The 11,698-nt window shown below is 41.7% G+C and carries 9 protein-coding genes, 8 tRNA genes and 2 rRNA genes; 1 reads left to right on the top strand and 18 read right to left on the bottom strand.

What is annotated here, in order from left to right; all coding sequences use genetic code 11:
- Positions 1–229: 229 nt before the first annotated feature.
- From FZC76_RS22445 to sigW, 7 genes are all read right to left on the bottom strand, one after another.
- Positions 230–580, bottom strand: a complete 351-nt coding sequence (locus tag FZC76_RS22445; protein ID WP_148990322.1) for a helix-turn-helix domain-containing protein — start codon at positions 578–580, stop codon at positions 230–232.
- A gap of 173 nt (positions 581–753) precedes the next feature.
- Positions 754–2,559, bottom strand: coding sequence for a glutamine--fructose-6-phosphate transaminase (isomerizing) (glmS, locus tag FZC76_RS22450; RefSeq protein WP_148990323.1), 1,806 nt, complete (start codon positions 2,557–2,559; stop codon positions 754–756).
- A gap of 936 nt (positions 2,560–3,495) precedes the next feature.
- Positions 3,496–4,842 (bottom strand): phosphoglucosamine mutase, encoded by a 1,347-nt coding sequence (gene glmM / locus FZC76_RS22455; protein ID WP_148990324.1) that lies wholly within the window; start codon positions 4,840–4,842, stop codon positions 3,496–3,498.
- A gap of 20 nt (positions 4,843–4,862) precedes the next feature.
- The gene (locus FZC76_RS22460) at positions 4,863–6,113 is read right to left on the bottom strand and encodes a CdaR family protein (protein ID WP_148990325.1); all 1,251 of its coding nucleotides are present in this window, start codon (positions 6,111–6,113) and stop codon (positions 4,863–4,865) included.
- Complete coding sequence (gene cdaA, locus FZC76_RS22465) at positions 6,106–6,927, bottom strand: diadenylate cyclase CdaA (protein WP_148990332.1); 822 nt, start codon at positions 6,925–6,927, stop codon at positions 6,106–6,108. Before cdaA ends, FZC76_RS22460 begins: the two co-directional genes overlap by 8 nt.
- Positions 6,928–7,209: 282 nt before the next feature.
- Positions 7,210–7,824, bottom strand: coding sequence for an anti-sigma factor family protein (locus tag FZC76_RS22470; protein ID WP_148990327.1), 615 nt, complete (start codon positions 7,822–7,824; stop codon positions 7,210–7,212).
- Between the two features lie 20 nt (positions 7,825–7,844).
- Positions 7,845–8,408 carry an RNA polymerase sigma factor SigW gene (gene sigW, locus FZC76_RS22475; protein WP_060666092.1) on the bottom strand — a complete coding sequence of 188 codons (564 nt, stop codon included), beginning with the start codon at positions 8,406–8,408 and terminating at the stop codon, positions 7,845–7,847.
- A gap of 194 nt (positions 8,409–8,602) precedes the next feature.
- Here sigW and FZC76_RS22480 point away from each other — a divergent pair, with 194 nt between their 5' ends.
- Positions 8,603–8,785, top strand: coding sequence for an aspartyl-phosphate phosphatase Spo0E family protein (locus tag FZC76_RS22480; RefSeq protein WP_262372768.1), 183 nt, complete (start codon positions 8,603–8,605; stop codon positions 8,783–8,785).
- Positions 8,786–8,848: 63 nt separating this feature from the next.
- On the opposite strand, the gene rocF is transcribed toward FZC76_RS22480, so the two are convergent.
- From rocF to FZC76_RS22535, 11 genes are all read right to left on the bottom strand, one after another.
- Complete coding sequence (rocF, locus tag FZC76_RS22485; protein WP_148990330.1) at positions 8,849–9,751, bottom strand: arginase; 903 nt, start codon at positions 9,749–9,751, stop codon at positions 8,849–8,851.
- 459 nt (positions 9,752–10,210) lie between these two features.
- Positions 10,211–10,283 (bottom strand) — tRNA-Ala (locus FZC76_RS22490).
- A gap of 34 nt (positions 10,284–10,317) precedes the next feature.
- A tRNA-Lys gene (locus tag FZC76_RS22495) sits at positions 10,318–10,390 on the bottom strand.
- A 2-nt stretch (positions 10,391–10,392) separates the two neighbouring features.
- Positions 10,393–10,467, bottom strand: a tRNA-Gln gene (locus FZC76_RS22500).
- A 134-nt stretch (positions 10,468–10,601) separates the two neighbouring features.
- A tRNA-Tyr gene (locus tag FZC76_RS22505) sits at positions 10,602–10,685 on the bottom strand.
- An 8-nt stretch (positions 10,686–10,693) separates the two neighbouring features.
- A tRNA-Val gene (locus FZC76_RS22510) sits at positions 10,694–10,769 on the bottom strand.
- Between the two features lie 65 nt (positions 10,770–10,834).
- Positions 10,835–10,909 (bottom strand) — tRNA-Glu (locus tag FZC76_RS22515).
- A 13-nt stretch (positions 10,910–10,922) separates the two neighbouring features.
- Positions 10,923–10,996: transfer RNA gene (locus FZC76_RS22520), tRNA-Thr, on the bottom strand.
- Between the two features lies 1 nt (position 10,997).
- A tRNA-Asn gene (locus FZC76_RS22525) sits at positions 10,998–11,072 on the bottom strand.
- 9 nt (positions 11,073–11,081) lie between these two features.
- A 5S ribosomal RNA gene (gene rrf / locus FZC76_RS22530) occupies positions 11,082–11,198 on the bottom strand.
- 125 nt (positions 11,199–11,323) lie between these two features.
- Positions 11,324–11,698: ribosomal RNA gene (locus FZC76_RS22535) — 23S ribosomal RNA — on the bottom strand; the annotation flags it as partial.

Below are 11,698 nucleotides of genomic sequence, written 5' to 3' on the forward strand. Positions count from 1 at the left end.
AGAAATATTTAAGTGCTTCGAGTGTAATAAAACCTATTGTTATGTGTGTTCAAATAGAGGTTTTTTTTCAACTAACTGCCCTCATTGCGATGGCGGTGGAACAAATCTAGGAAGTATTCAATCATGAGGTATACATAAAAATTTTGTATAAGTAATTTAAAAAGGTGCCTAATAAGGCACCTTCTTTTGTGAAATTTAATTTATAATTATCCATCCATATTTTTTCACTTTAATTTATTTTATATCGCTTTAACTTCAATTCAATAATATCAACAATTTCTTCTTGGTCTTTAATTGTCAACTTTCTAAATAAATTGATTAAATCCACTTCCATATCCTCAATTTTTGATATGTATGATTTTTTTTCTACGTTCTTCTCATTAGAGTTTATTAATAGCCATTCTAAATCAACTTTAAAGTTGTTATGTATAGAAATAATGATATCAGTAGATGGTTTATATTTATCCTTCTCAATTTCACTTAGGGTTCCCTGAGAAACTCCTAAAATCTTTGCAAATTCCACCTGATTTAACTTATTAGATTTCCTTATACGCTTAATACGTTCACCCAAAGTCAACACTTAAAGTATCCCTCCATGTGTGAAAAGTCCCGATGATAAAAGCTCATCGGGACTGAAATTGTAGTTCCATATATTCTTTACGGGTTCCATTGTTTATTTAATGGTTCCAAAGATTCTTAACTGGTTCCATACTTTTATTTCTCATGACAGCTTTTTACAGCTACACTACAAATTTATTCTACCGTAACACTCTTCGCAAGGTTACGTGGCTTATCTACGTCACAATCTCTGTGAAGTGCTGCGTAGTAAGAGATCAATTGTAACGGAATAACAGAAACTAGTGGAGAAAGCAGTTCGTTTACTGGTGGTACAACGAAACTGTCTTCTTCTGTTTCCAGGCCTTTCATGGAGATAATACAAGGGTTGGCACCACGTGCTACTACCTCTTTCACGTTACCGCGGATGCTTAAGTCCACTTGTTCTTGTGTGGAGATCGCGATAACTGGTGTACCATTTTCAATTAGGGCAATTGTTCCGTGCTTTAATTCTCCGCCAGCAAATCCTTCTGCTTGGATGTAGGAGATTTCTTTTAATTTCAATGCACCTTCAAGACCTACATAGTAATCCATTGTACGGCCGATGAAGAAGCAGTTTCTTGTTGTTGCCAAGAATTTGCGAGCAATATCTTCTAGCTCTTCTTTAGCTTCACATAGAACTTCCATTGCGTTTGCAACGATACCCAGATCTTGCACTAGGTCGAATTCTAGGTTGTGGCCTTTAGATTCCGCTAGTACTGCCGCGAAAATGGATAGAACACCAAGTTGGGCCGTGTATGCTTTTGTAGAAGCTACGGCAATCTCAGGGCCAGCGTGAAGTAACAATGTGAAATCCGCTTCACGGGATAGTGTGGATCCTTGTACGTTTGTAACAGTAAGTGCTGGGTATCCAAGCTCTTTTACTTGTACAAGTACTGCACGGCTGTCCGCTGTTTCTCCACTTTGAGAGATGAAGATGAATAGCGGTTTTTCTGATAAAATCGGCATGTTGTAGTTGAACTCACTTGCTACGTGCACTTCTACAGGTACCTTTGCAAGCTTTTCAATCATTTGTGCTCCAACTAGACCTGCGTGGTAGCTTGTTCCTGCTGCTACGATGTAGATGCGGTCAGATTGATTAACAGCGTTGATGATGTCTTCATCAATCGTCAACTCGCCGTTTTCGTTTTGATATTTTTGGATGAGCTTACGAATTACTAATGGCTGCTCATCGATTTCTTTTAACATGTAATGTGGGTATGTGCCTTTTTCGATATCACTTGCATCTAGTTCAGCAGTGTATGGCGCGCGCTCGATAATTTCACCGTTCAACTTCTTGATCGTTACCGCTTCTTTCTTTACGATAACCATCTCTTTATCCATCAGCTCAACGAATTGATCTGTTACTTGGATCATTGCCATTGCGTCACTTGCCACTACGTTGAAGTCGCCTTTTCCTACTCCGACTAGTAGCGGGCTCTTATTTTTTCCTACATAGATTGTTTCTGGATCTTCGTTGTCCAGTAAAGCAATCGCGTAAGAACCTTTTAGGATGGAAAGAGTGCGACGCATCGCTTCTTCCACATGCTGTCCTTCGTTTGCAAATTTCTCGATAATTTGTACGACTACTTCTGTATCTGTTTCACTTACTAGCTCTACGCCTTGTAAGTGTTCGCGTTTTAATTGTGAATAGTTCTCGATAACTCCGTTGTGTACAAGTGTAAAGCGACCAGACGTGCTTTGGTGTGGATGCGCATTTACTTTACTTGGCACACCGTGAGTTGCCCAGCGAGTGTGACCGATTCCAGTTGATGCTAAAACGTCATTGTCCACTACATCGCGAAGGTCTGCAATACGGCCTTTTTCCTTGAATACGTGTACGCCGCTCTCGTTCATTACCGCGATTCCAGCGGAGTCATATCCACGGTATTCAAGCTTTTCTAGACCTTTTAAAAGAATTTCCTTTGTATCCTGTGTTCCGATATATCCTACGATTCCGCACATAAATAGTTTCCTCCCTAGAGTTGCAGGGACAAGAAAGCACACCATAGTAAGGGGACAGTCTTGCCCCCACATTACCTATAAAATAAATTTTGTAATCATAGTAACAGTCTTTGTACATAAAGTTGCCTTTATGCTTTAAACTGTCCCTGAGTCGGTTGTGATTGGCAACCGGGAGGCATCCGCCGATAGATCGATAAACCTCCTCCTCGTCAACTAAGCATTGTTTCGTCCGTCACTTAGTTCAGGCGCTTTGTGTATCTAGTTATTGTTGTATGACTTTGATGCTCCTTCCTGTTCTTGAATAGCAACAAATAATATCTTACCTTTCATACCCCAATTCGTCAACAATTATGTGGATTATTTCCATTTTATGAAAAGTTGGGGGCATTTTTACTTATGCTAATGATTTGATTAGGGTAGTGAGTTAAGTTAGCCTAGTGTTGGGTTACAAACAAAAATACGATTTGGGTTGCAATAATGAGCAAATTTGACGCTCTTGATGTAAAAATGAGCAAATTTCCCGCTTTTTGATAGGTTAAAAAAGCATTCGGACACTATACCATAAAGTTCGGACATTTCTAAACGGTTTTTGGGGTGGGTTCGGACAATTGATGGGTACCGTTCGGTCAAAAACCAACCTCGTTTGGACACTTCAAAATTTCATTCGGACAACTATGTCAAATCTTCGGTCAAATTCGTGAAATCTTCGGTCAACTTTGCCGAAACTTCGGTCAAAAACGGCAAAACTTCGGACAATTACAAATTCACATGCATGCATGCCCTGAGCTACAACCTCTCCCCCACATCGATACTACGGACCTAAACGTTACATACCATCTTCACCGGAAATTTAAAATTCCACACCATATAAAAAAGATATGCATCCACCGCTCTATAAGTGCGGTATATGCATATCTTTCTCGTTCACTGTATCAATTATTCCGTGCCCATTTCCGCGCGCACAACTGCTGCGATACGCTCGACATACTCATCGCATTGCTCTTGTGTTGGCGCTTCGGCCATGACACGTACAAGTGGCTCTGTACCGGAAGGACGTACAAGGATGCGGCCGTTTCCGTTCATTTCCGCTTCTACTTCTTCAATGACAGCCTTTACTTTCTCGTTTTCTGTTACTCGGTGCTTGTCCGTCACTTTGATGTTCACAAGAAGTTGAGGGAACTTTGTCATTTCACCCGCAAGTTCAGATAGGCTTTTTTTCGTCAGCTTCATGATGTTTACAAGCTGAAGGCCTGTTAGCATGCCGTCACCTGTTGTGTTGTAGTCAAGGAAGATGATGTGACCGGATTGCTCTCCACCAAGAAGATAGTTGCCGTTTTTCATCTCTTCTACTACATAACGGTCACCTACTGCAGTTTGCTTTGTTTCTACATTGCTAGCCTCTAATGCTTTGTAGAAGCCAAGGTTGCTCATCACAGTGGATACGACTGTGTTATGGCGAAGACGACCTTGTTCGCTTAAGTATTTTGCACAGATGAACATGATCTGATCACCATCGACAATTTGTCCTTTTTCATCCACCGCGATGATGCGGTCTCCGTCTCCATCAAATGCAAGACCGATATCAGCACCCTTATCAAGCACTAATTGAGCAAGTGCCTCTGGGTGAGTAGAGCCTACACCATCATTGATGTTCAGTCCATTTGGAGAAGATCCCATTGTAGAGATGTCCGCCTCTAGGTCTGCAAAAAGATGTGTAGCATGAGAAGATGTCGCACCATGTGCACAATCTAATGCAATGTGAATACCAGAGAAGTCCTCATCCACAGTTTGCTTTAGGAACTGAAGGTATTTCTGTCCGCCTTCAAAATAGTCGTTTACTTGACCTAGGTCTGCACCGACTGGACGTGGAAGGCTGTCTGTTTCTTCATCCATCAATGCTTCAATTTCCGCTTCCTGCTCGTCAGAAAGTTTGAAACCATCCGGACCAAAAAACTTAATTCCGTTGTCTGCAACCGGATTATGAGAAGCAGAGATCATCACACCAGCTTGGGCACCCAATGCTTTTGTCAGGTAAGCCACACCAGGAGTAGAGATTACTCCTAAGCGCATGACTTCTGCACCAATGGATAGTAAACCTGCCACTAGCGCTCCTTCCAGCATATGTCCTGAAATACGCGTATCACGGCCGATCAGCACTTTCGGACGAGTTTGGTCTTTTGTTAACACATAACCTCCCAAACGTCCTACTTTAAATGCCAATTCAGGTGTTAATTCCGAGTTCGCTACACCGCGCACTCCATCCGTACCAAAATATTTACCCATTTCGTAAATCTCTCCTTTTACTACTCATTAGTTTCTTCTATTAATCTAAACTTCACATTTCTCTTTGGCAGGTCCCACGAAACGTTTTGTGGACCGTTGATCTCAAGAGGAGCTTCATGTTCCCCAGCATTCAAGTCTGTTACATTAATATACATTTCCATATCAGAGCTATTAACGCCCTCAAGGGTGCTTGGTGCACCAAGTACTGTAAGATCCATTAAACCAGTTTCCGGATCAATGAATTCTATTTCCAGGCCCTCTGTCAGACCGATTTGTTGAATAGGAACATTCGTAAACGTTTTTTGCTCTTCTTTTTCCACTTCCACATTGATCTTCACCTTTTCCGGTACAACGCGTTTCACCCCATCCGGTACAGGTACATCAACTTCAATGGTTGTGCTTTCCGTAATCTGAGTTAAATCCAACTCTATATTATCAATGAACTCCAACTTGTCAAGGGCGCTTTTTGGACCATAGACCGTTACTTCATTTGGTACTGCTTCTATCTTTGTAATACTTAGGTTCTCTTTTAAAGAACCTTTGCGATTTATTTTCAACGGAACTGATTTAAAGGGACTTGTAATCGGAACACTCACATCTACTACAGGAGGATTTACTTCCACATTCAACGTGTTTCCTTCCCTGTCATAGACCGTCACACGAGACTGTTGTTCAACAGCTTCATTGACGCCCTTCAGATCGACACGTGCTTTCACCAATGCGATACTTTCAATCAATTCACGAGATCCTGTTACTTTAACAATATTAGGCTTTACAATTGGTTGTTCCGCCTGATAACCTTCTTCCATTTGGCCTCTGTTAATAAAATCAACGTCCACTGGGAAATCCTCAGAAATCTTTTCATGGATGGTAACGGAAGCTACTGATGGTTCAATTACTACATCTAATCTGTCAGAAAGATTCCGAGACTCCAACGTTACTTGATGAGTTCCAACACCCAAATTTGAAAGATCTGCAACGATTTCGAAATCCTTCTGCAAGGCAGTTGGTTTAACAGATGCCGTAGGACCCTCTAGTGTTACTGTAACACTTTGCGGAACACCGGAAACAACTAGATTCTCCCGGTCATAGAACGCTTCAACCGGAACATCTGTCACAGTTTGCACATCCGTCGATCCCGAAAAAGGAGAAGGGGGAGAGTCTGCCTGCTGAGTGGAACTATTCTCAATGCTGACTGACATGTAAAGCATAAATGCCAACAACAAAGCGATAATTTTCATCACCCAACGGTTATTGATAAACTTATCCATCCTTCTGCCCCCTCCATTGCCAGCGATTCGAAGTAGCGGTCTTCACACTTATATCCAATTCCTTCTTCAATAGCTCGCTGAATAATTCAGGTTCTAGGTCACGGTGCAACTCACCGTTCTTCGTAACAGATATACTACCAGTCTCCTCAGATACGATAATGGTAATACTATCTGTTACTTCACTGATTCCAAGTGCTGCTCTATGCCTTGTTCCAAGCTCTTTTGATATAAAAGGACTCTCAGACAATGGCAAGTAACAAGCTGCTGCAGATACTTGGCTCTTTTGCAAAATAACCGCTCCATCATGAAGTGGTGTATTCGGAATAAAGATGTTAATCAAAAGTTCGGATGAAACTTTTGCATGCAACGGAATACCCGTTTCTATGTAATCTCCCATTCCGGTCTCTCGTTCAATCGAAATCAATGCACCAATACGGCGTTTGGCCATATATTGCACGGATTTAACGACTGCTTCGATCATTTTGGCATGCTCTTCCTCATCATCTATCCCGCTTCTTGAGAACAATTTCCCTCTACCCAATTGCTCCAAGGCGCGACGAAGCTCTGGCTGAAAAATAATAATAATCGCCAGGAATCCCCATGTCAAAGCTTGGTCCATCAACCATTGTAAGGTACTGAATCCTAAAAAGTTACTAATGATCCTTACCACTACAATTACTGTTATCCCCTTTAATAACTGGACCGCCTTTGTCCCACGGATGACCATGATAAGCTTATAGATAACAAACCAAACGAGTAAAATATCTATGATATTAGCAAGGTAACTTAAATATGGCATATCTCCAAAAGGTATTTCAAAAGGCATCCTCACACTTCCTTTAACAGTACAAGATTTATGTATCAAGTACGAAAACCGTAACCATGTTATTATAGCATATTTTTAACAATCAGGTAGAAATGGCCTGTTAATTCATGTTTTGCAATATTATTATAATCTCCTTGAAATATAAAAAGATGCTTGAATTGTATCAAGCACCTCATTTGAATATAGCATTTGACAGTTGATCTCCGTTTCAGACGCTGCTATTCCCCTCAGGAGTTCCACGCCTTCCACTTCGATCAACTAGGTTACTGCTCAGTCATTAAACACATTAACCGCTTTTTTAAAGCCGTCTTTCATGGTGTACCAGATCCATTCAAATACTTGGTTAATTTCTTCGATGTCTCCTGTTACCTGGCCTGCGGAAGCGAGGTAGTTTTCGCCATTGATGACCGTCACATTCCCTCTGACTTCACCCTCCACTCGGATGTTTCCGTTTTTAACGACAACATCCCCATCCACAACCTTTCCTTCTGGGACAACGACGGTATTATCCTCGACTACAAGATTCGGCTGGTTAGTGAATGCAAACTTCTCTTCCTGCCAACCTCCAAATAAACTTCCACTCATTAAAATAAAGAAAATGGCGGCAGCTACAAGCATCGGATGGGAACGGAACCAGCGATTCCAACCTATGGTCTTCTTTTCTTTCGGTAAACTATTCATCACTCTTTGCGTGAAATCATTTGGTGCAGATATATGAGAGGTGCTTTGCACAAGGGCAATCGCCTTCTCCAGTTCATGAAACTGCTGATAGCATTCTTTGCAGTCGTGGAGATGTGCTTTTAGCTCTTTTTCTCGTTCTTTTTCTAGATCACCATCTAAATACTCATGCATATACTGGACGATATGTTCCGGGCATTTATTCATTAATTATAACACCTCCAGAATTAAACATGGCGCAATTGCTGCCTCAGCGCTTCTCGCCCTCTATGGATTCTAGTTTTTACGGTTCCGACCGGAATTTCTAGAATTTCACTGATTTCAATCAATGATAACTCATCAATGTATTTTAAGACAATTACCGATCGGTATTTATCCGGAAGCTTAAGTATCTGGCGCTGTATTTCTCCTTGCAGCTCCATTGTTTCCACTTCCTCCTCAGGTAACGCAATATCCGCTGCCACCTGGGAATACATCGTTAAACCTTCTGTACCTGCTACTTCTGCATCTAAATAATAATCTGGCTTCTTTTTGCGTATGCGGTCAATCGTCAAGTTTGTTGCAATTCGATATAACCAGGTCGAAAACTTGCGATTTACATCGAAACTGTTGATGTTAATATATGCACGTATAAACGCTTCTTGTGCAATGTCTTCTGCTTCATGCGAATTGCCAATCATTCGATAGACCAATTGATAAATCTTGTCCTTAAACAATTCCACAATTTCCGCAAATGCATCCTGATCGCCTTTTTTTATTTGTTTTATTCTTTTTCTGATTAGCTCTTCCATTCCGTTCCCCCGTTGTCTGGCGGTCGACTTGTAATACGTGCTTCGCCGTAAAAGGTTTCATTTTTTCTCGAAAAACTTCTCTTAAAAATATATTCTAACAAATATTTACTGAATTTGGTTTAAAAAAGGATAAAAGAGGGTAAAAACTACTATTATTAGTTTTTTGAAGCCTAATGAATAAGGGGTGTTGTATAGTGGCCGTCCATGCTACCGTCCATTTACAAGAAGCAATTGAGAGAAAAAGAGAAGAAATGATTCGACTTTCCTCAACTAACCATCTTCAATCTAAGGAAGTAATTGATGCGAGCACCTCGCTTGATTCATTAATAAATCAATACCTATACTTACAAATAAAACGAAAACCAGCAACTACTTAAGTATTAGTTGCTGGTGTTTTTTTTATTAAAGTAAATTACAGCGTTGTTTAACAGACCGTTTATTTAAAGAAGTTTTTCGCCAAACAAGGATCCCATTAAAGCTACAGCTACCGTTGCTGTTTTGTTACGCTCGTCTAAAATTGGATTAACTTCTACAAATTCTGCTGAAGTTAAGATATTAGCTTCTTCTAGCATTTCCATGGCCAGGTGGCTTTCGCGATACGAGATTCCTCCAAGTACTGGCGTCCCAACACCAGGTGCATCATGAGGATCTAGCCCATCAAGGTCCAAGGATAAATGAACACCATCTGTATCTCGCTCCCTCAAGTAGGCAATTGCCTCTTCCATTACGGCAGCCATTCCTAAGCGATCAATCTCATGCATCGTGAATACTTTAATGCCTTTTTCCTTAATTAATACTTTCTCGCCTTCATCCAAAGATCTTGCACCAATTATGACAATATTCTCTGGTTTGATTTTAGCATGTTCACCGCCGATAGACGTCAATGTAGAATCACCTATGCCTAAACTTACTGCCAGCGGCATACCATGGATATTACCTGATGGAGAAGTTTCTCCCGTGTTCAGATCCCCATGTGCGTCATACCAGATGACGCCCATGTTGGAATAGTGCTTGGCAAGACCTGCAATGGTCCCAATTGCAATACTATGATCTCCACCAAATACAAGAGGAAACCTTCCATTTGAAAGGACTTCATTCACCTTAGAAGCCAGGTTTTCACTCGCCTCCGCAACCGCTTTCAAATTTTTGAGGTTACTTTCACTTGATGCAGTTCTTTCTCTACTGCCAATTTCGATATCCCCAAGATCTTCTATCGTCTTTGTTAAATTTTCTAATCTTTCTACTACTCCTGCATATCTTATCGCACTAGGACCCATATCCACTCCGCGACGTGTTTGCCCCAAGTCCATTGGTACTCCTATAATGCTGATATCCTTCTTCATGAATCGTGTCCCCCTTTATATAATCTAGTTCTATTGTATAGGGAAACTATCAAATGACTCAACTCGACATAGTTTTGAATATATATGCAGTTTGGAATTGTTGGATTATTTATGACAAAGGGAGGGATAGGGTTTCGGTGAGCAGAGGGAAGCTTTGAATTGAGAATTGCACTCAGGTCTTTCTGAGTTAGGTAGACCGGCTGCATTGTTCCATATTTTAGAAATCGCCCGATTACCTGTGATTTTCTCCCGTATTTTTCAAAAATCGCCCGTAAAATTTTATTTTCGCCCGATTCAGTTAAAGCGAAGTCAAGTTCTGTACTTTATTGAACCGATAGAATCTTTACGTGCTTGCTCATAACGTCATCGCACTAGCGAACAGAAAACCATCCACTTTATCAACAGGCATACAAAAAAGCCATAAACCCAAAGGTCTATGACTTAAACTTTATTAATAAGTGGAGCCTAGCGGGATCGAACCGCTGACCTCCTGCGTGCAAAGCAGGCGCTCTCCCAGCTGAGCTAAGGCCCCTTATGAAGTTATAATAAAGCTTTGAAAAAAATTATGTGCCATGAAGGACTCGAACCTTCGACCCTCTGATTAAAAGTCAGATGCTCTACCGACTGAGCTAATGGCACGTTGGCTGGGCTAGCTGGATTCGAACCAACGCATGTCGCAGTCAAAGTGCGATGCCTTACCGCTTGGCTATAGCCCATTAAGTGTAGTTGTCTCTATGTACCACATACCCAATCTTCATTGATAACTAACTTCACTTATTATCTCTGATTTGGGAAAGTTTATACATTTTCTTCAAACAAAAACTCCGGAATTTTCATTTCGAAGTTAAAATGGTGGAGGGGGGCAGATTCGAACTGCCGAACCCGAAGGAGCGGATTTACAGTCCGCCGCGTTTAGCCACTTCGCTACCCCTCCAAGGGATATGGTGGAGGATGACGGGATCGAACCGCCGACCCCCTGCTTGTAAGGCAGGTGCTCTCCCAGCTGAGCTAATCCTCCAATGTAATTTCATATTAATAGTGCTTTTTAATAGGACAGTTATTTTCGCTACACGAAAAAAACTTTGGTGACCCGTACGGGATTCGAACCCGTGTTACCGCCGTGAAAGGGCGGTGTCTTAACCGCTTGACCAACGGGCCAATTTTTTGTATAAGCTTCCAACCGGGCTCGAACCGGTGACCTCTTCCTTACCATGGAAGTGCTCTACCTAACTGAGCTATGGAAGCATGGCTCCACCAGTAGGATTCGAACCTACGACCCTTCGGTTAACAGCCGAATGCTCTACCGCTGAGCTATGGTGGAACAATACTAGCCTGGCAACGTCCTACTCTCACAGGGGGAGATCCCCCAACTACCATCGGCGCTGAAGAGCTTAACTTCCGTGTTCGGTATGGGAACGGGTGTGACCTCTTCGCCATCATTACCAGACAAATTATATTATACAAAATTGAAGAAGAAAATCAAGATGTTTTTACATCTTTCTTTGTTCCTTCAAAACTAGATAATGTGTTCCTATCAAGAAATTCATATCGTTCACTTATTTCAATACTTATTGGGTTAAGTCCTCGATCGATTAGTATTCGTCAGCTCCACATGTCGCCATGCTTCCACCTCGAACCTATCTACCTGATCATCTTTCAGGGATCTTRCTTACCGAAGTAAAAGGAAATCTCATCTTGAGGGGGGCTTCATGCTTAGATGCTTTCAGCACTTATCCCGTCCGCACGTAGCTACCCAGCTATGCCTTTGGCAAGACAACTGGTACACCAGCGGTGCGTCCATCCCGGTCCTCTCGTACTAAGGACAGCTCCTCTCAAATTTCCTGCGCCCACGACGGATAGGGACCGAACTGTCTCACGACGTTCTGAACCCAGCTCGCGTACCGCTTTAATGGGCGAACAGCCCAACCCTTGGGACCGACTACAGCC

Source organism: Sutcliffiella horikoshii, from assembly GCF_008180725.1.
Taxonomy (GTDB): Bacteria; Bacillota; Bacilli; order Bacillales; family Bacillaceae_I; genus Sutcliffiella_A; species Sutcliffiella_A horikoshii_B.